The organism is Orbaceae bacterium lpD04, assembly GCA_036251935.1.
GTDB classification, from domain to species: Bacteria; Pseudomonadota; Gammaproteobacteria; order Enterobacterales; family Orbaceae; genus Orbus; species Orbus wheelerorum.
This window is the reverse complement of sequence record CP133967.1, coordinates 855,437-877,988: the sequence shown is the minus strand read 5'-3', so window position 1 is coordinate 877,988 and position 22,552 is coordinate 855,437. Positions and strand designations below refer to the sequence as shown.

Sequence of the window (22,552 nt, the reverse complement as noted above, 5' to 3'; positions counted from 1 at the left end):
TTTCAATTGTAATAAAATAAAAAAACCCAGCATATGCTGGGTTTTGATTCTGCTTGTAATATAAATTAACGTTTTGAGAACTGTGGACGACGACGCGCTTTGCGTAGACCCACTTTCTTACGTTCAACTTTACGTGCATCACGAGTAACAAAGCCCGCTTGACGTAATGAAGGACGTAATGTTTCATCATATTCCATTAACGCACGAGTAATACCATGACGAATTGCGCCAGCTTGACCTGAAATACCACCACCTTTAACAGTGATATAAAGATCAAATTTACCGACCATTTCAAGCAACTCTAGTGGTTGCATAACAACCATACGAGCAGTATCACGACCAAAGTATTGCTCTAAAGAGCGTTGATTAATTACAATGTTACCACTACCTGGTTTAATAAAAACACGAGCAGCAGAACTTTTTCGGCGACCTGTACCGTAATATTGATTATCAGCCATCTTTTATCCCCTTAAATATCTAATACTTGCGGTTGTTGTGCCGCATGATTGTGCTCACTACCCACATAAACTTTCATTTTACGGTACATTGCACGACCAAGAGGACCTTTCGGTAACATGCCTTTTACAGCAATTTCGATAACTTGTTCAGGATGACGTTCAATCATTTCTTTAAAAGTCGCTTCCTTAAGTCCACCAATATAGCCAGTATGACGATAGTACATTTTATCAGTGCGTTTTTTGCCTGTTACAGCAACTTTTTCTGCATTGATAACAATAATGTAATCACCTGTATCTACATGTGGTGTATATTCTGCTTTGTGCTTACCGCGTAAGCGGCTAGCGATTTCAGTTGCAAGACGACCAAGTGTTTTACCTGCTGCATCTACAACATACCAGTCGCGTTTTACTGTTTCTGGCTTGGCTGAAAAAGTACCCATTTATCATTTACCCAAAATTTTAAATTAATCTCACGTTAATAAATCAATCTGATTTATTCACACTGTCGTTTCATTCAATGACTAACTGGCCCCTTCGAGCAATCGTTCAAAGAACTTCAACTAAAGCAGCATTGGGAAAAACACTGCTGTAACGTGGGTGCGATTATTATACAGAAATAAAATAAGATCGCTAGCAACAACAATAAAAATTATCAACTAATTGACTGAAATTTATCTACCGGAAATATAATACCGGTTTGCTGCCTAATTTCAGTTAATAGCTGCGATGAAATTAGCGAATTGTTCAAACCCATATGATTGATTTGCCTTTGTTTAATGAGCTCTGCAAATTTTAATGCTTCATAGTACATTTGATTATCATTTTGTGCCAAGGTAATATTTTGCAATTCCCCATCTCGTGGTTGATAACAGACTTTTTCAGCAACCGATAAATGGTCAATAATTAAAGCGCCTTCTTCACCTTGAATTTCACTTGGTAAATAAGAATTACTCACTTTAGAGTGTAAAATAACCACATCAAAATCATTATATCTCATTAAAATTGTACCATGACCATCAACGCCCGATGGTAATCGTAGTGCATCAGCACTTACACCGTTTGGTGCACCCCACAAGGCAATCGCAAAATTAAGCGGGTATATACCAATGTCCATAACTGAACCATTAGAAAAAGCAGGGTTGAAAGTATTTGGGTTTTCACCAGCAAGGTAAAGCGGGTAGCGAGAAGAATACTGGCAATAATTCAAGCAAACTTTACGGATTTTACCAAGCTTGGGTAAATATTGTTTAACCCGTTCAAAATTAGGTAAATAATAACTTTTTAACGCTTCGAAAATAATTTGTTGCTGCTGTTTAGCTATTTTAATCAATATTTTAGTCTGCTCAATATTTGAGGTCAGCGGTTTTTCACAAATTACGTCTTTACCATTTTCTAGCATCAATTTAGCTTGTTCAAAATGTAAAGAATTTGGACTTGCGATATAAACGGCATCAATATCTGGACTTTTGGCTAACTGTTCAAGGCTAGTAAATATGGTTGTAAGCATGTATTTTTGTGCAAAAATTTTTGCACTATCCTCATGACGAGAATAGACCGCGGATAGCTCAAATTGACCTGTTTGTAATGCCGCCTCAATAAATTTATCTGTGATCCAGTTGGTACCAATTACGGCTAACCTAATCATGCTTTCTCCTTAAAAAGCAAAAGGCCAATCTGGCCTTTTATTTTATTTTATTTTTAATCAGTCAAAAAGAATTTTAATGATGGATTATCCGTTTCATTATGATAATCATAGTTTAATTCTGCAAGATGTGATTTAAATGCCTGATTGTTTGGTGCAATTTCAAATGCAGCCAACACTCGTCCATAGTCAGTACCGTGACTACGGTAATGGAATAGAGAAATATTCCAATTAGTACCAAGCGTTTGTAAAAACTTCAATAATGCACCTTGTGATTCAGGAAATTCAAAACTATATACTTGCTCTTTTATTGCTTTACAAGGTTTACCACCAATCATATAGCGAATATGCAATTTAGCCATTTCATCATCTGATAAATCAGAAACTTGATAACCACCAGCGGTTAATTCACGAATAATTTCTTCTTTTTCTATTTCACCATTGGTGATACGAACACCAACAAAAATACACGCGCTCTTATCATTATGATAACGATAATTGAATTCTGTTACCGCCTTGCCACCAAGTAATTGACAAAATTTTAAGAAACTGCCTTTATGTTCGGGGATCGTGACTGCAAAGAGAGCTTCTTTTTTCTCGCCAATTTCGCAGCGCTCTGAAACATAACGAAGTGTATGAAAATTAAGATTAGCGCCAGATAATATATGTGCTAAGTTTTCACCGCGGATATTATGTTGTTCAACATATTTTTTCAGCCCGGCCAACGCCAACGCACCTGACGGCTCTGCAACAGCTCTAACATCATCAAATAGGTCTTTAACCGCTGCGCAAATTTCATCACTATCAACAATAACAATATCATCAATATATTGCTGGCAAAGGCGGAATGTTTCATCACCAATGCGTTTCACCGCAACGCCTTCAGCAAATAAACCAACTCGATTTAAATCAACAGGATACCCAGCATCTAACGCGGCTTTTAAACACGCAGAATCAGCAGCCTCAACGGCAATAATTTTAATCGATGGCATAATTTGTTTAATTAATACCGCGATCCCAGCAGCAAGTCCGCCACCACCAACAGGAACAAAGATACGATCAAGTCTAGCATTTTGTTGCAATAGTTCCATTGCAACACTACCTTGACCTGCAATCACTAATGGATGATCAAATGGCGGAATAAAAGTGCGGTGCTGCGCAGTAGCAAGTTCAATAGCCTTATTTTTTGCTTCATCAAAATTAGCGCCATAAAGTAGCACTTCGCCACCAAATCCTTTTACGCCCTCAACTTTAATATCAGGTGTTGTAAGCGGCATGACAATTAATGAATTAATTCCTAGTTTCGTTGCAGATAAAGCAACGCCTTGAGCATGATTACCGGCTGACGCGGCGATCACACCGCGTTTTTTTTGTTCATCATTAAGGCTTGCAATCATCGCTTGTGCACCGCGGATCTTAAAGCTATGCACAATTTGTCGATCTTCTCGTTTAACAAAAACATTATTACCAAGCCTTTGCGAGATTTTTTCCATCTCTTCAAGCGGAGTAACCTTAGCAACATCATAAACTGCAGAACATAATGATGCTTTTAAGTACTCAGCTCCTGTCAGTTTTTTTTCTGTGCTCGTATTCACTTTAGCCACCTAATTTAGTTTTATCACGTACAGCGCCTTTATCTGCACTCGTTGCTAAACTTGCATAAGCTTTTAATGCATACGATACTTGGCGTTGACGATTTTGTGGAGTCCAAGCTTTATCGCCTCTCGTTGCTTGTGCTACTCGGCGCATTTCAAGTTCAGCTTCTGACACATCTAATGCTAATTTACGATTTGGAATATCAATATCGATAATATCACCATTTTTGACTAAGCCTATGATCCCGCCACTTGCTGCCTCAGGTGAAATATGACCAATAGATAACCCAGATGATCCCCCTGAAAAACGCCCATCTGTAATCAATGCACATTTTTTACCAAGCCCCATTGATTTTAAATAACTCGTTGGGTAAAGCATTTCTTGCATGCCAGGCCCACCCTTTGGTCCTTCATAGATAATAACAACGACATCACCGGCAACGATTTTACCGCCTAAAATAGCATCAACTGCATCTTCTTGGCTCTCAAAGACTTTAGCTGGGCCTTTGAAGACTAAATTTTCAGCCGCAACACCGGCAGTTTTAACAATTGCGCCGTCAATAGCGATATTGCCATAAAGAGTTGCAAGTCCACCATCTTGACTATAAGCATGGGCTTTATCACGAATACAACCATTTTGGCGATCATCATCTAATGTATCCCAATAACAATCTTGCGAAAATGCTTTGGTTGTTCGAATACCAGCAGGCCCACTGCGATACATTTTTTTAACTTTTTCATCTTGTGTTTGCTTGATGTCATACTGTGCAAATGTTTGATCTAAATTTAAACCGAGTACATTTTTAACATCACGATTTAATAATCCAGCGCGATCAAGCTCCGCCATTATCCCAATTACACCACCAGCTCGGTGCACATCTTCCATGTGATAAAGCTGTGTACTTGGCGCAACTTTACATAAATGAGGAACTTTACGAGATAAGCGGTCAATATCTGACATGGTAAAATCGATTTCACCTTCTTGAGCGGTTGCTAATAAATGGAGAACAGTATTGGTTGAACCGCCCATCGCAATATCAAGTGACATTGCATTTTCATAAGCAGCTTTACTAGCAATTGCTCTCGGTAATACTGACTTATCATCTTGTTCGTAATAACGTTTAGTTATCGAAACAATATGTTTTGCAGCATCAAGAAATAGTTGTTCACGCTGTTTATGAGTTGCAACTAATGAACCATTACCAGGTAATGCTAGACCTAAGGCTTCAGCTAAACAGTTCATTGAGTTAGCTGTAAACATACCTGAGCATGATCCGCATGTCGGGCAAGCCGATTCTTCAATTTTTTGGCTATCTTCATCAGAGACATCCGGATTAGCACTTTGAATCATCGCATCAATTAAATCTAACTTAATAATTTGATCTGATAACTTAGTTTTGCCTGCCTCCATTGGGCCACCTGAAACAAAGATAACGGGAATATTAAGGCGTAGTGCCGCCATTAACATACCCGGTGTGATTTTGTCACAGTTAGAAATACAAATCATAGCATCAGCACAGTGAGCATTGACCATATATTCAACTGAATCTGCAATTAATTCACGAGAAGGTAATGAATATAACATGCCGCCATGACCCATTGCGATCCCATCATCAACCGCTATCGTATTAAATTCTTTTGCGATTCCGCCAGCAGCTTCGATCTCTTTAGCAACTAACTGACCGATATCTTTTAAATGTACATGCCCAGGTACGAACTGGGTAAATGAATTAACTACAGCAATAATCGGCTTACCAAAATCTTCATTTTTTACTCCTGTTGCACGCCATAATGCACGTGCACCAGCCATATTACGACCTTCTACTGATGTTGCTGAACGATACTTCGGCATAAAATGCTCCCAATTCTTTTTTAATAATTTAAATAAATATATAATTTTTTTACTGTTGCTATTTTTAATGCAACATTAGCGCTTTATTTATTAAAGTGCATGGCTGATAATCGTAATCAGCCGTGATTTTATTTTACAAAATCTAACCAGCCATATTTGTCAGCGGTTTCGCCATTAAATAAGCCAAAAAATGCGCGCTGGAGTTTTTTAGTTACAGGTCCGCAGCGACCAATACCAACTTTTATACCATCAATGCTACGTACTGGCGTAATTTCAGCAGCGGTTCCGGTCATAAAGACTTCATCGGCTAAATAAAGAGATTCTCGTGATAAGGTTTGTTCACGAATTTCAATATTTAAATCTTTAGCAAGCGTTAAAATCGCATCACGGGTAATGCCAGGCAATGCCGCCGATGTTAATGTTGGAGTGAATAATATGCCATTTTTGACGATAAATATATTCTCACCCGCACCTTCTGAAACATAACCATGCACGTCTAAAGCAATACCTTCTTGATAACCATGACGACGAGCCTCATTACCAACTAATAAGGAAGATAAATAGTTGCCCCCAGCTTTAGCAGCTGTTGGGATCGTGTTTGGTGCCGAGCGATTCCATGATGAAACCATCGCATCAATGCCTTGATCTAATGCCTCTTCACCAAGGTAAGCTCCCCAAGGAAAGGCCGCGATAATGACATCAGTATTATAACCATCTGGAGGATTAACGCCCATGCCGACATCACCAATAAAAATTAGCGGTCTAATATAGGCACTTTTTAAATTGTTATTAATTAGCGTTTGCCTCGTTGCTGTCATTAATTCTTCAACACTATAGCTAACTGGCATACGGTAAATTTTTGCTGAATCATGTAAACGCTGCATATGCTCACGATGACGAAAAACTGCCGGGCCATTATGCGTATCATAGCATCGCACCCCCTCAAATACCGAAGAACCATAGTGTAATGCATGAGACATAACATGAACTTTAGCCTCTGCCCATTTAACCATTTCACCATTAAACCAAATATAATCAGATTTTGCCGTTGTTGCCATATTAATATTCCTCTAAAGATTTTATCTATTATGTCTAAAATTGTAGCATTTATAATTAATCACTGATTGTGACAATATCGGCTAGTTTAGCTAACTGATTAACCATCTGTGTTTTTAATTTGCTATTAGTAAGACTAAAGGTAAGTGAAAATTTTTCTGCCGAGATTACTTGCATATTCATCGTTAATATTTTGCCACCACGGTGACGAATAACACGTAAAATTCGTTCTAAAGAACCGAGCCTATCATAAGCAGTAAGGCTTAATTGATAATTATCCATTTTAATCTCCTTATTATTTTATCGAATCAAGCATGTGATGGTTTGCAGCTCCCGGCGGAACTAGAGGCCAAACATTATCCATCGCATCGATTTTAACATGCAATAAAAATGGACCATCACTTGACAATAGCTGCTCAAGAGCAGGAATTACCTCACTTTTTTGTGTAATCATTACACCTGGAATATCAAATGCACTCGCTAAAATTAAAAAATCGGGATTATCAGATAAATCCGTTTCACTATAACGCTCATTAAAAAATAGTTGCTGCCATTGACGCACCATACCTAGGCGAGCATTATCAATTAGGATTATTTTAACAGGTAACTTTTTACGTTTAATTGTCGTTAATTCTTGAACATTCATCATAAAAGAACCGTCGCCAGAAATACAAATAACACAATCATCAGGCCTTGCAATCTGAGCACCAACCGCTGCAGGTAAACCAAACCCCATAGTACCAAGTCCACTTGAACTAATAAACATATTAGGCTTGGCAAATAACATGTGTTGCGCTGTCCACATTTGGTGCTGACCAACATCAGTTGTAACAACCGCTTCAATATTTTCATCGGCTAAAATTTTGTCTGACAGTTGTTTCAATAATAATGGTGCATAAATGCCTTCGCCAGGATGATCATAACGAGCAGGATATTGTGCTTTTAGCGTTAATACAAACTGCTGCCAATCACTAATATCAATAACATTATTTAACATTGGGATCACCATTTTTGCATCAGCTTGTATGCCAAGATGTGCATGCTTTAGTTTGCCAAGTTCTGCTAAGTCAATATCAATATGAATAACATTAGCGTGACGAGCAAACTCATTAAGATTACCAGTTACCCTATCATCAAAACGAACACCTATCGCGATTAATAGATCACAATCTTGTACAGCTAAATTCGCTGATTTAAAACCATGCATACCAACCATTCCTAAATAGAAGGGATCGCGAATGTCTAATGCTCCTAATCCTTTTAACGTCGCAACAGATGGAATGCCAGTATTGCAAACAAAGTCACGCAACTCATTAACTGCATCAGCCATAATAACACCGCCACCAATATAAAGCATTGGCTTACAGGCACTTTGGATCATAGTTTTGGCAGTTTGAATAGCGTCGAGATTGGCAGGGGAAAGAGTAAGGTGATTATTTTTGTGATGTTGTGATGTTGAATGATAAATCGAATTAGATAAACATTGTTGGTAATCTTCTTGTGCTAATTGAATATCTTTTGGCACATCAATTAACACGGGGCCGGGTCTTCCTGAATTCGCGATACTAAACGCTTGTTCAAGGATATCAGGTAATGATTTTGGGTCATCAACTAAAAAACTATATTTGGTGCAGGCAAATGACATGCCTAATATATCAACTTCTTGAAACGCATCTGTACCAATTAAAGGCCTTGGAACTTGTCCAGTAATTGCAACCATTGGCACTGAATCAACAAATGCATCAGCAAGCCCAGTTAATAAATTAGTTGCTCCAGGGCCTGACGTTGCGATGCAAACACCTGTTTTACCCGTCGAACGAGCATAACCAATGGCGGCCATTGCAGCGCCTTGCTCATGACGACATAGTACATGCTCAAGGCCGCCATCATAAAGTGCATCATAGAGAGGCATAATTTGCCCACCGGGGTATCCAAAAACAGTTTTTACACCATGTTGTTTTAATGACTGAACTATCCACTGTGCGCCTGTCGTCATTACTTACCTCTTTTTATTTATTATATGATGAATAAAAAAAAACCCCTGCATCTTGCGGGGGTTTTAAATCGTCAATAAAGACTTTTTAAATCAATAACGCCCCCGCGTTGGCATAATAATGACCACGCTAATAATGTTAATGAGGACGATAATGATATTAAATAAGTTCATAGTTTATTTTGTTTACTAAATTTGCTTAACTTTAAAAATGATTATTCAATAAAAATACTCGCTTTTTACAAAAGTGCAACTATTATTTTGTAAATTGTATTTTATCGTTAAAATGTTGTTGTAACAGCTAATTATAGCGTAAAAGAATATTATTTAAATCCAGTTTAACTAAATCAATCACATAAAAATCCGATAAATTCTTAATCAGATATTTCATTTTTCAGCAATAACCAATACAATTACAAGATCACGCTTTCATTCGTTTTATGAAAATAAAAGTATAAAATAGTTAATAGGACGCAGACCAACTATGTCAACACATATGCAAGAAAATTATCGCCCCGATGAGATCGAAGCGCAAGTTCAACAATACTGGCAAGATAATAAAACCTTTCATGTCACAGAAGATACAAGTAAACCAAAATACTACTGTTTATCAATGCTCCCATATCCTTCTGGTCGACTCCATCTTGGTCATGTGCGTAACTATACTATAGGCGATACTATTTCTCGTTTTCAACGTATGCAAGGTAAAAATGTACTTCAACCTATCGGTTGGGATGCGTTTGGTTTACCTGCGGAAGGAGCAGCAGTTAAAAATAATACTGCACCAGCTAAATGGACTTATGAAAATATTGCTTATATGAAGAAGCAGTTAAAATTGTTAGGTTTTGGTTACGACTGGGATCGTGAAGTTACGACGTGTAAACCTGAATATTATAAGTGGGAACAGTGGTTTTTTACTAAATTATATGAAAAAGGCTTAGTCTACAAAAAAACATCTGCGGTTAACTGGTGCCCTACTGACCAAACGGTTCTTGCAAATGAGCAAGTTGTTGAGGGCTGTTGTTGGCGTTGTAATACGCCGGTTGAGCGTAAAGAAATTCCGCAGTGGTTTATTAAAATCACCGAATATGCCCAAGAATTATTGGATGATTTAGATACTCTAGAAAGCTGGCCTGAGCAAGTGAAAACGATGCAAAAAAACTGGATCGGTCGCTCTGAAGGGGTAGAAATAGATTTTGGTGTAACAAATTATAGTGAAAAACTACGCGTCTATACCACTCGCCCTGATACATTAATGGGAGTTAGTTTTGTTTCCGTTGCAGCAGAGCATCCACTTGCTCAACTAGCATCGAAAAATAGTGCCGATATTGCTAATTTTATTGCTGAGTGCAAAAACACCAAAACAGCAGAAGCTGATATGGCAACTATGGAAAAGAAAGGTATTGCTACTGGTTTCTATGCGATTCATCCGTTAACTAATGAACAAATTCCGGTCTGGATAGCTAATTTCGTCTTAATGGAATATGGAACAGGTGCAGTAATGGCGGTTCCTGGGCATGACCAACGTGACTTTGAATTTGCAACGAAATATGATTTAGCAATAAAACCGGTAATTTTAGATCAAAATAATCAAGCACCTGATTTAAGCGAGCAAGCCTATACAGAGCACGGTAAACTATTTAATTCCGGTGAATTTGATGGATTAGATTTTACTGAGGCATTTGCTGCGGTTGCAAATAAATTAATCGCTAAAGGTGCTGGCGAACGTAAAGTTAATTTCCGATTACGTGATTGGGGTGTATCACGCCAACGCTACTGGGGAGCACCAATCCCAATGGTAACCCTTGCTGATGGTACTACTATACCAACGCCAGAAGATCAAATTCCAGTTATTTTACCTGAAAATGTCGAGATGAATGGGATCACAAGTCCAATTAAAGCTGATCCTAACTGGGCTAAAATAACGATAAATGGTGAGCCAGCTTTACGAGAAACTGATACCTTTGATACCTTTATGGAGTCATCTTGGTATTATGCGCGTTATACGTGTCCACATTATGAAAAAGGAATGCTTGACGAGAACGCGGCTAATTATTGGCTGCCCGTTGATCAATATGTCGGTGGCATTGAACATGCGATTATGCACCTTCTTTATTTCCGTTTCTTCCACAAATTAATGCGTGACTTTGGTATGGTCAGCTCTGATGAACCAGCAAAACGTCTTCTTTGCCAAGGCATGGTATTAGCTGATGCATTTTATTATACGGCGCCAACAGGCGAACGTATTTGGATTGCACCAACAGAGGTAACCGTTGAACGTGACGATAAAGGCCGCATTGCAAAAGCATATGATAATTCAGGTAGAGAACTTATCCATGCGGGTATGACTAAGATGTCGAAATCTAAAAATAACGGCATCGATCCTCAGGAAATGGTTGAAAAGTATGGCGCTGATACCGTTCGCTTATTTATGATGTTTGCCTCTCCAGCAGATATGACGCTTGAGTGGCAAGAATCAGGAGTTGAAGGCGCAAATCGCTTTATTAAGCGCGTGTGGCGTTTGGTTTATGAGCATGCAGAAAAAGGGGCGATATCTGCACTTAACGGTAATGAACTAGACAGTGAACAAAAATTATTACGCCGTGAACTTCATAAGACAATTGCAAAAGTCAGTGATGATATTGGTCGTCGTCAGACGTTTAATACTGCAATTGCAGCTGTTATGGAGTTTATGAATCGTTTACAAAAAGCGCCTCAAGAATCAGCGCAAGATAGAGCGCTAATGGATGAAGCCTTAAACGCGATTGTTCGTTTATTATATCCAATGATACCACATGCCTGCTTTATCATGTGGCAAGCACTTGGTCACAAAGATAATATCGATAATGCAACGTGGCCTATCGCCGATGAATCAGCTATGGTTGAAGATGAAAAACTGATTGTTGTTCAAATTAATGGTAAAGTTCGTGCTAAATTAACCGTGCCTGCTGATACAACCGAGCAATTTGTAACTGATACCGCTAAATCAGAAGTCAATATTCAAAAATATTTAGAAGGTACAACTATTCGTAAAGTCATTTACGTACCAGGTAAACTATTAAATATCGTCGTCAGCTAGTTTTATATAAACAAGGGGTAATAATGTATTACCCCCACTAATTTTAGGTAAGATATATGAAAAAATTGCTCTGCTTGTTCACTTTTGTCGCTATGTTGCTAAGTGGTTGCGGTTTCCATCTCCAAGATAATGAAGAGATCCCTAAGCAATTTAAAACGATGACATTTTATAGTGGCGATCCTTATGGCTCATTATCACGTGAAGTTAAAAAAGTTTTTATTAACAATAAAGTAAAATTTGTTATCTCTGACGATAAACACAATTACCCGTCATTACATATGATGGATAGTAGTATGACTCGAAGTACTATTTCACTTTATCAAGATGGTAAATCAGCTGAATATCAATTGATTTTAACATTAAATGCCCAAGTTATTATTGCTGGTGATGATATTTACCCAATCACAATCAAGATCTTTAGAACATTTTTTGATAATCCAGAGACAGCACTTGCTAAAAGCACTGAGCAGAACTTAATTGAACAAGAAATGTATGGTCAAGCAGCAAGGCAATTAATTAGAAAGTTAAGATCAATTAATGTCATTGAGCATAAAAACTAATACATTATGATAAGAGTTAGTGATAATCAACTCCATACCGCATTGGATAAAAATAGCGAATTACGCTTTTTTTTTGCTATTGGAAATGACCCCTATTTACAATATACAGTTCAAAATCAGATTAAAGCAAAGCTCAATAATTTAGGTATTGAAGAGCATATTGTATATAGCATCGACAATCAAACCGACTGGGCTCAAATCTACCAAAGTAGCCAAGCTATTAGCCTTTTTTCAAATCAAATACTTATAATTCTACAATTTGGAGAAACATCATTAACTGCGGCAATAAGTAAAAAACTCGATGAGTTAACTGTTAACTTATCGCCTGATATTAGTTTATTGATTTCTTTGACCAAAATAACTAAAACACAAGAGAATTCCAATTGGTTTAAAACATTGGCTGAAAAGGCAATAATAATTAATTGTAATACACCTGATCTCCAGCAATTGCCACAATGGATAAACCAGCAATTACAACCGTTGTCATTGATTATTGAAAAGCAAGGCATTGATTTACTATGTTATTACTATGAGGGTAATTTGCTGGCATTAGCTCAAATCCTTGAGCAACTAAAGCTACTTTACCCAAGCGGTAAAATTAACTATGACCAATTAGAGCATAATATTAACGACTCAGCTGTATTTACTCCCTATCATTGGATTGATGCATTAATTATGGGTAAAACAAAACGCTCAATGCACATATTGCAGCAGCTAAAAATGAATGATGTTGAACCACTTATTTTGCTTAGAGTGATGCAGCGAGAATTAATACAATTAATTAATCTAAAAAAATATGCATCCAACCATAATTTAAAAGCGGCTTATGATACCTATAAAGTATGGCAAAACCGTCGTAATATGATGACGCCTTATTTAAACCGTATTAGCCTAGAGCAGCAATATCAAACCTTACAAAAACTTACTGAAATTGAAATTATTTTAAAGCATGATTATCAATCACCAGTTTGGGAACAGCTTGATGCACTTAATCTATTATTTATAGGTCAATTGCATGACGAATAGATTAACGGCCTTATTTGGTGGTACTTTTGATCCAATCCATTATGGCCATTTATTGCCAGTTATTGCTTTAGCAAAGGAGATAAGATTAACTCATATTAGTTTGCTACCAAATCATATCCCCCCCCATAAAGCACAACCCGAAGCAACGACAAATCAACGTGTTGAAATGCTAAAACTGGCAGTTGAAAACTATCCTTTTTTATCAATTGATATGCGTGAAATAACTGAAGCGAGATTGGATAGACCATCTTATACTATTGATACTCTAAAAGCTTGGCGACATGAAAATGGTAATACTCAAGGGTTAGCCTTTATATTAGGGCAAGACTCATTACTTAATCTAACAAGCTGGAATAATTGGCAAGCGTTATTAGATTATTGCCATTTACTGATTTGTCGTCGACCAGGATATACTGACAGTCCTGATGATAAGGATTTTAAACAGTGGATTGCACTACACCAAACTAACGATATTAATCAATTGCATCAATATGCTAATGGATTTATTTATTTTGCTAATACACCATTAGAAAATATTTCTGCAACGGAAATAAGACAACAAATCACAAATAAAAAGAGCTGTGAAGCTTTGTTGCCTTCAAATGTTTGGCACTATATCCAAACTAACCATTTATATGGTGCCTAGTCGATATAATTAACGTCATTAAGTCGATTAGCAAATCATCGTTAAAAAATTGTTGTAATACTATATTATAGTGAAAAATCAACGAATAATATGATCCTGCCATTGAATAACATCTTTTTCATAGACGATACGATTTCTTACTGAAATGCGTTTTTTATGCATCATCTCTTTATTACCGGTAATTAAAGGATGCCAATCTGGAAGAGTCTGATGCTCCTGAAAATATAGATAAGTGCAGGTTTTAGGTAGCCATTCAATAGTGAATAAGTTTTCCCTCGTCAATTTAATACAATCTGGTTCATATTTAAAACGATCCAAGTAATGCCGACATTGACAGGTTTTACTATCAAGTTGATTACAAGCAACATTAGTATATAAAATCTCATCGGTATCTTCATCGATTAATTTATTTAAGCAACACTGGCCGCAACCATCGCATAACTGTTCCCATTCTGAATCAGTGAGCTGATCCAGTGTTTTATTTTGCCAAAATGACATCGATATTAATTACCTTCTTCTGTGTTAAGTGAGCCATCTGTTAGGCTATCAGCAAGCATACCTACGCTTACGGCAAAGTAGTATGATCGATTCCAGTGCATCAGTGTCCTAAAATTATTGGAAACTAAATAACCTTCACCACTATTAGTATCGGGAATAATTACCCATGCTTTTGCTGTTTTTTTAGGTTGTGATTTATTGCCAATAAATGTAATTCCCATCTTTAACCAATCAGCAACGTCTTTGGCTTTTTCATTTTCAAGGCCGGCTAGTTGTGAATTAAAGTTAATCGGTAATTTAATCTTATTCCCCCAACTTTGCGTACTGTCCCAACCAACGGTAGAAAGGTAGTTTGCTGTTGAGGCAAAGATATCATCCATGTTATTCCAAATATCAATAATTCCATCACCATCACCGTCTAGGCCATACGTCAAGTAGGAGGATGGCATAAATTGATTTTGCCCCATCGCACCAGCCCATGAACCTTTAAATTGAGATTTTTGGATATGACCATTTTGTAAAATAGTTAATGCAGAGATTAATTCTTTGACGAAAAATTGTTCACGTCGACCTTCAAAAGCTAAAGTCGATAATGCCGAAATAATATCTTCTTTACCTTGATATTTACCATAGCCACTTTCAACCCCCCATAGTGCTAGAATATAGGTTTGTGGGACATTGGTTAATATCGTTGCGTTACGTATCTGTGGATGAAATTGTAAATATTTCTGTTTAGCAAGCTCAATTCGAGCGGGTGATACAGCTCGGGCTAAATATTCATCTAGGGTCGCTTTCTTTTCAGGTTGGCTTTTATCTGCTTTAATAACATGTTCAATGTAGTAAACATCATTAAATGCCGTTTCAATTGTATTATCATTAATACCCTGCTCTTTAGCATATTGTTTTAATACATCAATATAATCAGCAAAGTATTGTTGCTCTCTTGGCTTATCAAATCCAATATAGCTAGGTTTAATCTCACTAGTCGATACTTGATTCGAGCATCCTAATATCACAAAAATAGTCGTAACTAGCACGAGTGCTTTAATCAATTTCATCAATCCCCCTTATTCATTATTTATACTTCATTCATGCAAATGATTTAGAACAGTGATACTGCACTGATAGCACCATTCATTACACTAATGAGAATTGATATAAAAATCATCTTCTTTTAACATTTGTAGAAAAAAGCCATCACGATTAATCTTATTTTCAATCTCTTGCGATGTACCAACAGCAAACTGGCGTTTACCATCGAGCAGAACTTTCATTGCAAAGATCGGTTTACCAAAAGCGGTCATTAAAACTTCAGGGATCTTAGAGAAATCATTTTCCTTAGCAAGGTATAAATAACTATTCTCTTTCTTTGAACTTCGGTAAATATAACACAACATCATCGTATTGATTCCTTATTACTGTCTTTTAGTGCCTTTTATTTCTTGATAAAAAGCGATCACGGCGGTTAAAGCCATAAAAATCGCAGTACACCAAAATATTCCTCTAGGATAATTTTGATCTAGTATCCAGCCAAATAAGAGTGGCCCAATCGTACCACCAAAATTAAATCCTGTTGAGACAATACCAAATACACGCCCTTCAGCCCCTTTCGGCGACACATTTCGAACTAGCATATCACGCGATGGCGCGATAATACCCGATAAAAACCCCATTAAACCAATGATTAAAGTAATAATAATCGTTGATGAAATAGGCGATATCGCAATAAATAAGGCGAGTAAAGCAGTTATCACTAATGCACCGGCCGCAATTAATCCATGACGATTTGAATAATCGGCAAGTTGGCCACCGGCTAATACACCAATTGAGCCCATCAATAAAAATGCGGTTAAGGCAATATTTGCATCAGCTAACGAAATAGAATAGCCTTTTACTAAAGCTGAAACAGAAAAGTTTTGGATCGAGCTTCCACTTAAGCTGAGTAATAAAAATAGTACTAACATTAGAAAGATAGCAGGGGTAATTAGAGGTAATTTATTCGCTACAGCTGCTGACGTTGATTTATCAATAGGTGGTTTACTATGATCTTTTTTAATTGGCTCATTACCCGCTTTTGGATAAAGAATTGCGGCGGCAATAAGCCCAATTATGCCACTAACCATAAATGCCATCTGAACATTATAAAGTGAACTAACAGTTAGCATTAGTGTTGGTGTAACAGCAAAGCCGATATAACCACTAAAAGTGTGTAATGAAAATGCTCTGCCCATTCGCTTTTCTGCCACATTTTGTGATAATAGTGCATAATCTGCTGGATGGTAAACAGCATTCGCAACACCTGCTATCGCCATAGCAATAACGAGCCAGTAGTAATGACTGATAAACCCTAATGATAAGAAACTTAAACTACCAACGATTAGCCCTGTAATTAATACTCGCTTGGGCCCTATCCGATCCACAAAAAAACCAACAGGCGCTTGGACAACTGCAGAAACAATATTAAATACACTAATAGCAAAACCAATTTGGATAAAGTCAATATCACTATTTCCTAGTAACATTACAGGCATTAAAACCGGTAATACCAACATATGAATATGACTAATTAAATGTGTAATACAAATTTGAGATAATAGAGATAGTCTAGGTAATTTCATGATAGATTACAATTAAATAGGTGGATATACAAAATAAGAACCGATAAGAGTACCATAATCTGAATGATTTGATAAATAATAGTGAAAAATATAATTGATTTATAACTAAGATGGATAGTTACCATCTTAGTATTTTAAGCTGATTAAAGTGTGATTAAAATGAACTACAATAGTTTTGGTGTAGCATCAAGTGGAATAACCGCGCCACGATACTGAATTACCGTTCCCGCAACTAAATGGCCCTGTTTAGCTGATTTGTCAGGACTTGCCCCTGTTAACCTTGCGGCAAGATAACCTGCGCTAAACGAATCACCGGCTGCTGTTGTATCAATCACTTTATCTTTGGCAATTTTATTAGCTGGAATATCAAAACGTCCTTCTTTAGCATCGACAATACAACTTTCACTACCACGTTTAATGATAATTTCGCTAACACCATATTGTTTTGTTCTAGCAATAACGTCTTCATAAGGCGCTTTCCCCCACAAGAGATCTTCGTCATCAAGCGTTAAAAAAGCAATATCAGTACAAGCTAAAATATCTGCGTATACACTGCGAGCGAGTTCAATACTCGACCATAAACGCGGGCGATAGTTATTATCAAAAATAACTTTACCCCCATTTTGTTTAACTTTTCTTAATAGCTCAAGTAATTTTAAAATACTGTCGGAATCTAAAATTGCAATACTAATGCCACTAAGGTAAACATAATCACATTGACTAATTTTTTGGCAAACGTGAACTGTCTGTTCAGTTTGCAACCAGAACTTTGCTGCAGCATCATTACGCCAATAATAGAATGATCGCTCGCCAGTATTATCTGTAACAATAGAATAAAGACCCGGCATTTTATCGCTCAAACGTTGGACTAAATCCGTATTTATATCTTCTTTTTGCCATATATCAATCATCTCTTGGCTAAAAGGATCGGTTCCAAGTCCTGTCACATAATTAATAGTAAACGGTTCTTGTGCTAATAGCCGCGCAAGATAAACAGAAGTATTTAACGTATCACCACCAAAACTTCTCGATGTGGAATCTTGTTTAATTGACAGTTCAATCATACACTCGCCAATTATTGCAATATTTGTTGTCATTATTTAACCTACCATATTATAAGAGTATGTTTATCGGAATTATAAATAATTTACATCTACTTTAACTACAACCTTACGAACTTTGGCCAATTTGCCATCGACAACACAAAGTGGTTTATGTACTTCACCTGGATAGAAGATAACAAAATCATTTTGATGAGCAACAAAAATTGTTTCCTCATCTGGCGTTTTAACGAAAGCAATATCACCACTTGCGATATTATCTTCAGTAATTTCTGTATGTGGAGCTAATGTTGAGATAGCCATTCCCTCTTCACCCTCTAATACAATTTGAATATCGATATATTTTTTATGATATTCTGGGTTTGCATCTTGCCTTTGTCTTGGAATATTTTCAGACACCATAAAAAAGACTTTTTCACCTTCAATTTCATATTTACCAGTTGGGGTATTACTATTTACATTATCTCTAATATATTCAATAGCATGTTGTAACTTTGCCGGTAAATATGGAACTAAATTCAAATGCTCTATATTGCCAATAATCATTTTATACTCCAAAAACTATTTATTTTTATGTCTAAAATTAGTATTAAATCTAGGTAAACATCTTTTTATAATTGAAAGAATAAATATTAATTTGTTACCATAAATCGTCGATTTTCCGTTACAAGCTGTAAGAAGCTAGAAAGACCTAGTTTTTCATTTTTTTTCAATCGATTATCTAAATCATAAATTCTATAGTGACCTGAATTATCAATTAAAACTGTTTTATCTTCACACAGGGCCATGATATCAATTTCAGTGCCACCAATTAGACATTTTCGTCCATTAGGTACGAATAAGTTTTCACCTTGGCTATATTGTCTTGGCGTGGTAGTAACATTTAAAGCATCTTGCATAAGCGTTTGTATAATATCAACGTGTGATGTCGGGGCGGTAATAATTTTTGAGCTTTTATTTGGCCATGCAACAATTAAAGGAACATTTAGCTGTTGGCGATTAAATTCATCATTATTGGTTGATGGCTGATTATTGCTTGCCGTAATAATCACAATAGTCCTCTCCATTTCTTTACTTGCTTTTATTGCACCAATAACGTTAGCTATCGCATCATCAAGATCTTTTTGCTGCTTACGGGAATTAGTTTTTGGCAGATTTTTATACTGAATAATAGAAAACCAAGCAGAGCCATTTGCGACATTTTGCTGATCTTGGTACCAAGATAGCCATAAGTCACTGGTTGCCAAATAAGACTGTTTTTTAGTCTCAGTTGGCATAGAAAAATTAGATAATAATGCATAGCGATATAGTGGCTCCTCAAATCCATCTGATGAAAATAAACCTAAACTATATCGCTGCTTAGTGAGTGTTTCAATAAATGCAGAGGGTTTATGACTGGCTAAAATACTATTATAATAGTTCGGATCTAAGCCATAAAACAAAGAAAACTCGCCAAGAGATGATGTATTACTTGCACTAAAATGATTAGTAAATTGGATATTTTGCTTAGCAAACTCACTAAGTAACGGCATATTTTTGAGCTGATTATTTTGATCCCAATCATCTGTCACAATAATTAAAATATTATAAGGTAGCTCTTGACGCTGATAGTTAATTTTACTTAATGGATATTCAATCGCGATTGCAAAAGGATTACCCTCTTGTTTAATACGTGATTCGTAATTTCCTTGGTTAATAAACCCATAACGCTCTAACAAATGCCTTGCGGTAAGAGGATAAGAAATCGGTAAACTAGAACGCTGCATGGTGATTGGACGATAAAAATTGGCATCAGCCCAAATATGGATCAGATGAGAAAATAAAAAACAGAGAATAAAAGTTGCAATAACAGGTTTACAATATTTGCGCCGTTTCGTTAAGCTACGTAGTTTACGCCAGCTCCAAATTGCAAAAATAGTTTCTAGTAATAAAATAAAAGGAACAAAAATAAATAACTTCTGCCACTGTGCGCTTAAGACATTGCTATCATCTGGTGATGTTAGAATCTGCCATATCGCAAAATTTAAGTGCATTCTAAAAATAGAAAAAATTTCAATATCAATAAGTAATATTGTAATCGCTATTGTTGCAACAATGACAGCAATGATTCGTTGCCATTTAGACGAATGAATAAAGAAGCTTAATGGAAAGAGTAAAATTAAATATGCAATAAATGTTAAAAAACTGAAATGACCAATACAGCTGATTATTGCATAAAATCGACCAAGTAAAGTTTGAGGCCAATCAGCAATAAAAAGATAGCGACTACCTAAAATAATCACTAAAAAAATATTAAATAGTGCAAACCAGTGCCCCCAGCTTACGATTTGTGAGGTGCGATCGTCATGCCATGAATTATGTTTAAGTTTGACCATAAAATAGTAATGATGTGAATTTAGTCGCTGTGATTAATAGCAAGTAGTTTAACTGATTTTCAACAATTTTGCCGTAAATTTTTAATTATTAAAATAGACCAGTAAGCCCCGACTAAAATAAATCATGTAACAACATGATTTATTTAAATATAAGATAAACATCAAAGAAGAGAACCTCTTATTAAATATGCTCTTATCTGTTATATAAATTATCTTAGCAAAGATATTAAAACGATTAAAAATCAGATATAATTGTTCAATTAGTTAATCTTTTAAATTTACATAAAGAATACGACTTTGACAATTAAACAACTATCCTGGCAAGAAACTCAGCCTAATTTAGAACATATTTCATCATTACTACAAGATTTAACACTTGAAACGGATCTACTGACACTTCAGCCACGAGTGCAGTCAACCTTGTCTTTGCTATGCCCAGAGATTAGGAAACCTTATCATCCTAAGTTTATGCTACTAAAAGCGCCAGAAAGCCAGTTAGTATTCTCATTATTACACAATTCAATAAAATCAATGCTACCAGCTAATGATTATGGTTTTGCTTATCATATTTATGAGCGTAAAGTTACTTTAGCGCCCGCTAAAAGTAAGCAGGATAATTTTTCAGCAATCGATAATTGCTTATTTTCATCGTTAGTTGATAATGAAAATTTATTCGGCTGCTTAAGACAGCCAGAAGATGATACCTTTAAGCTACAACCAGGCTTAGTCCATAATGCTAATGGTGGCGTTTTGATATTAGGATTACGCACCTTACTTTCACAGCCAGCTATTTGGTTACGCTTAAAAAATATGGTATTAAGTAGTGAATATCAATGGTTTTCTACTGATGATTCCAACCCTCTGCCAATAACAATTCCGCCAATGCCTCTCGATCTACGTATTATTTTAGTTGGCGATAGGCTTAGTATGGCTGATCTTCAAGACTTTGATCCTGAATTTTACGATAGTGCTCTATACGCAGAGCTCGAAAATGATTTATTAGTTAAATCAGATGAAGATATTAAAAAATGGTCATCTTACCTACGATTTTTAGCTAATTACCAGCAGCTTCCGCCAATTGATAACACTGCCTTTAGTGAGTTAATTAAAGAAGGTGTTAAGTATACGGAAGATCAAAGCTATCTACCATTATCTCCTGACTGGCTAAATACACAATTAACTAACGCAGCACAAATAGCAGAAAATGCTATTGATTTAGTTGCAGTAAAAAATGCGATAGCACAAAAAAATTGGCGGGAAAGTTACTTAGTTGATCGATTTAGAGATGCTATATTCACCAATCAAATTATTATTAATACTCAAGAACAGATCATCGGCCAGATAAATGGTTTATCAGTCATTGAATATCCTGGTTATCCAAAGGCTATTGGTGAACCAACACGATTAAGCTGTTTGATCCATTTTGGCGATGGTGAATTTATTGATATTGAGCGTAAAAATGAATTAGCAGGTAATATTCACTCAAAAGGTATGATGATAATGCAATCATTTATTACTGCTGAATTTGCGATCACTCATCAATTGCCCTTTTCTGCCTCTTTAGTTTTTGAGCAATCTTATAATGAAGTTGATGGAGATAGTGCATCACTTGCAGGCTTATGTGTTTTAATTAGTGCCTTAGCTGGCCAACCTATCGATCAACAGCTTGCTGTAACAGGCTCAGTGGATCAATTTGGCAGAGTTCAAGCGATAGGTGGCGTAAATGATAAAATAGCCGGTTTTTTTGCAGTTTGTCAGCATCAAGGGTTAACTGGTCAACAGGGCGTGATTATTCCATCAAGTAATCAACGTCATCTATGTTTGAGTGATGAAATTGTCGAAGCGATTAAGAATGGTAAGTTTTCTATTTGGACGGTTGATAATGTTACGCAGGCGCTTTATTTACTTACCGGAATACCTTATCGCGATGATACAACAATAAGCTTATATAAATTGATTCAAACGCGAATTCAATTAATGATGAATCAAGAAAGAAGACCAACTGGTTGGTTCAACAAATGGCGCAAATAACATTGCAAAAGCCAATAATTAAGCTTACACTTGTACGCTAATTTTTTAATGATATAACTAAT

At 36.2% G+C, this 22,552-nt stretch carries 20 protein-coding genes; 5 read left to right on the top strand and 15 right to left on the bottom strand.

Annotation, left to right across the window (positions count from 1 at the left end):
• Positions 1 to 65: 65 nt before the first annotated feature.
• The 8 genes from rpsI to ilvG form a co-directional block, all read right to left on the bottom strand.
• Positions 66 to 458, bottom strand: a complete 393-nt coding sequence (gene rpsI, locus RHO14_04015) for a 30S ribosomal protein S9 (protein WVD71971.1) — start codon at positions 456 to 458, stop codon at positions 66 to 68.
• Positions 459 to 469: 11 nt separating this feature from the next.
• Entirely contained in the window at positions 470 to 898 is a 429-nt protein-coding gene (gene rplM, locus RHO14_04010; protein WVD71970.1) for a 50S ribosomal protein L13, read from the bottom strand.
• A 212-nt stretch (positions 899 to 1,110) separates the two neighbouring features.
• The gene (locus tag RHO14_04005; GenBank protein WVD71969.1) at positions 1,111 to 2,103 is read right to left on the bottom strand and encodes a Gfo/Idh/MocA family oxidoreductase; all 993 of its coding nucleotides are present in this window, start codon (positions 2,101 to 2,103) and stop codon (positions 1,111 to 1,113) included.
• Positions 2,104 to 2,156: 53 nt separating this feature from the next.
• Complete coding sequence (ilvA, locus tag RHO14_04000) at positions 2,157 to 3,695, bottom strand: threonine ammonia-lyase, biosynthetic (GenBank protein WVD71968.1); 1,539 nt, start codon at positions 3,693 to 3,695, stop codon at positions 2,157 to 2,159.
• Position 3,696: 1 nt separating this feature from the next.
• Positions 3,697 to 5,547, bottom strand: coding sequence for a dihydroxy-acid dehydratase (gene ilvD, locus RHO14_03995; protein WVD71967.1), 1,851 nt, complete (start codon positions 5,545 to 5,547; stop codon positions 3,697 to 3,699).
• Positions 5,548 to 5,675: 128 nt separating this feature from the next.
• On the bottom strand, positions 5,676 to 6,605 hold the full coding sequence (locus tag RHO14_03990; GenBank protein WVD71966.1) for a branched-chain amino acid transaminase: 930 nt from the start codon (positions 6,603 to 6,605) through the stop codon (positions 5,676 to 5,678).
• A 55-nt stretch (positions 6,606 to 6,660) separates the two neighbouring features.
• Positions 6,661 to 6,885, bottom strand: a complete 225-nt coding sequence (locus tag RHO14_03985; GenBank protein ID WVD71965.1) for an acetolactate synthase 2 small subunit — start codon at positions 6,883 to 6,885, stop codon at positions 6,661 to 6,663.
• 13 nt (positions 6,886 to 6,898) lie between these two features.
• On the bottom strand, positions 6,899 to 8,599 hold the full coding sequence (gene ilvG / locus RHO14_03980) for an acetolactate synthase 2 catalytic subunit (protein WVD71964.1): 1,701 nt from the start codon (positions 8,597 to 8,599) through the stop codon (positions 6,899 to 6,901).
• A 481-nt stretch (positions 8,600 to 9,080) separates the two neighbouring features.
• Here ilvG and leuS point away from each other — a divergent pair, with 481 nt between their 5' ends.
• From leuS to nadD, 4 genes are read left to right on the top strand one after another with little or no spacing between them, the layout of a single operon-like run.
• Positions 9,081 to 11,675: a leucine--tRNA ligase gene (gene leuS, locus RHO14_03975; protein ID WVD71963.1), complete on the top strand. Its 2,595-nt coding sequence runs from the start codon at positions 9,081 to 9,083 to the stop codon at positions 11,673 to 11,675.
• Positions 11,676 to 11,731: 56 nt separating this feature from the next.
• Complete coding sequence (lptE, locus tag RHO14_03970; protein WVD71962.1) at positions 11,732 to 12,235, top strand: LPS assembly lipoprotein LptE; 504 nt, start codon at positions 11,732 to 11,734, stop codon at positions 12,233 to 12,235.
• Positions 12,236 to 12,241: 6 nt separating this feature from the next.
• Entirely contained in the window at positions 12,242 to 13,261 is a 1,020-nt protein-coding gene (holA, locus tag RHO14_03965) for a DNA polymerase III subunit delta (protein ID WVD71961.1), read from the top strand.
• Positions 13,251 to 13,907, top strand: coding sequence for a nicotinate-nucleotide adenylyltransferase (nadD, locus tag RHO14_03960; protein ID WVD71960.1), 657 nt, complete (start codon positions 13,251 to 13,253; stop codon positions 13,905 to 13,907). Before holA ends, nadD begins: the two co-directional genes overlap by 11 nt.
• 78 nt (positions 13,908 to 13,985) lie before the next feature.
• Here the strand turns inward: nadD and RHO14_03955 are convergent, their stop codons facing one another.
• From RHO14_03955 to RHO14_03925, 7 genes are all read right to left on the bottom strand, one after another.
• The gene (locus tag RHO14_03955; GenBank protein WVD71959.1) at positions 13,986 to 14,405 is read right to left on the bottom strand and encodes a YcgN family cysteine cluster protein; all 420 of its coding nucleotides are present in this window, start codon (positions 14,403 to 14,405) and stop codon (positions 13,986 to 13,988) included.
• 5 nt (positions 14,406 to 14,410) lie between these two features.
• Positions 14,411 to 15,463 (bottom strand): lytic murein transglycosylase, encoded by a 1,053-nt coding sequence (locus RHO14_03950; GenBank protein ID WVD71958.1) that lies wholly within the window; start codon positions 15,461 to 15,463, stop codon positions 14,411 to 14,413.
• 84 nt (positions 15,464 to 15,547) lie between these two features.
• Positions 15,548 to 15,805 (bottom strand): YcgL domain-containing protein, encoded by a 258-nt coding sequence (locus RHO14_03945; GenBank protein WVD71957.1) that lies wholly within the window; start codon positions 15,803 to 15,805, stop codon positions 15,548 to 15,550.
• A gap of 15 nt (positions 15,806 to 15,820) precedes the next feature.
• Complete coding sequence (locus RHO14_03940; GenBank protein ID WVD71956.1) at positions 15,821 to 17,023, bottom strand: MFS transporter; 1,203 nt, start codon at positions 17,021 to 17,023, stop codon at positions 15,821 to 15,823.
• Positions 17,024 to 17,187: 164 nt separating this feature from the next.
• Positions 17,188 to 18,120, bottom strand: a complete 933-nt coding sequence (locus RHO14_03935) for a sugar kinase (protein ID WVD71955.1) — start codon at positions 18,118 to 18,120, stop codon at positions 17,188 to 17,190.
• A gap of 39 nt (positions 18,121 to 18,159) precedes the next feature.
• Positions 18,160 to 18,630, bottom strand: coding sequence for a YhcH/YjgK/YiaL family protein (locus RHO14_03930; protein ID WVD71954.1), 471 nt, complete (start codon positions 18,628 to 18,630; stop codon positions 18,160 to 18,162).
• An 86-nt stretch (positions 18,631 to 18,716) separates the two neighbouring features.
• Positions 18,717 to 20,459, bottom strand: coding sequence for a DUF3413 domain-containing protein (locus tag RHO14_03925; GenBank protein ID WVD71953.1), 1,743 nt, complete (start codon positions 20,457 to 20,459; stop codon positions 18,717 to 18,719).
• Positions 20,460 to 20,756: 297 nt separating this feature from the next.
• On the opposite strand from RHO14_03925, the gene RHO14_03920 reads away from it, so the two are divergent.
• Positions 20,757 to 22,490: a Lon protease family protein gene (locus RHO14_03920; protein ID WVD71952.1), complete on the top strand. Its 1,734-nt coding sequence runs from the start codon at positions 20,757 to 20,759 to the stop codon at positions 22,488 to 22,490.
• The last annotated feature ends 62 nt before the right edge of the window (positions 22,491 to 22,552 follow it).

Coding starts and splice junctions, on each gene's coding strand:
- RHO14_03985 (WVD71965.1), bottom strand. CDS start 6,885: ATGGATAATTATCAATTAAGCCTTACTGCTTATGATAGGCTCGGTTCT.
- rplM (WVD71970.1), bottom strand. CDS start 898: ATGGGTACTTTTTCAGCCAAGCCAGAAACAGTAAAACGCGACTGGTAT.
- RHO14_03950 (WVD71958.1), bottom strand. CDS start 15,463: ATGAAATTGATTAAAGCACTCGTGCTAGTTACGACTATTTTTGTGATA.
- RHO14_03955 (WVD71959.1), bottom strand. CDS start 14,405: ATGTCATTTTGGCAAAATAAAACACTGGATCAGCTCACTGATTCAGAA.
- lptE (WVD71962.1), top strand. CDS start 11,732: ATGAAAAAATTGCTCTGCTTGTTCACTTTTGTCGCTATGTTGCTAAGT.
- leuS (WVD71963.1), top strand. CDS start 9,081: ATGTCAACACATATGCAAGAAAATTATCGCCCCGATGAGATCGAAGCG.
- RHO14_04005 (WVD71969.1), bottom strand. CDS start 2,103: ATGATTAGGTTAGCCGTAATTGGTACCAACTGGATCACAGATAAATTT.
- RHO14_03990 (WVD71966.1), bottom strand. CDS start 6,605: ATGGCAACAACGGCAAAATCTGATTATATTTGGTTTAATGGTGAAATG.
- ilvG (WVD71964.1), bottom strand. CDS start 8,599: ATGACGACAGGCGCACAGTGGATAGTTCAGTCATTAAAACAACATGGT.
- RHO14_03930 (WVD71954.1), bottom strand. CDS start 18,630: ATGATTATTGGCAATATAGAGCATTTGAATTTAGTTCCATATTTACCG.
- ilvD (WVD71967.1), bottom strand. CDS start 5,547: ATGCCGAAGTATCGTTCAGCAACATCAGTAGAAGGTCGTAATATGGCT.
- holA (WVD71961.1), top strand. CDS start 12,242: ATGATAAGAGTTAGTGATAATCAACTCCATACCGCATTGGATAAAAAT.
- rpsI (WVD71971.1), bottom strand. CDS start 458: ATGGCTGATAATCAATATTACGGTACAGGTCGCCGAAAAAGTTCTGCT.
- RHO14_03940 (WVD71956.1), bottom strand. CDS start 17,023: ATGAAATTACCTAGACTATCTCTATTATCTCAAATTTGTATTACACAT.
- nadD (WVD71960.1), top strand. CDS start 13,251: ATGACGAATAGATTAACGGCCTTATTTGGTGGTACTTTTGATCCAATC.
- RHO14_03935 (WVD71955.1), bottom strand. CDS start 18,120: ATGACAACAAATATTGCAATAATTGGCGAGTGTATGATTGAACTGTCA.
- RHO14_03945 (WVD71957.1), bottom strand. CDS start 15,805: ATGATGTTGTGTTATATTTACCGAAGTTCAAAGAAAGAGAATAGTTAT.
- RHO14_03925 (WVD71953.1), bottom strand. CDS start 20,459: ATGGTCAAACTTAAACATAATTCATGGCATGACGATCGCACCTCACAA.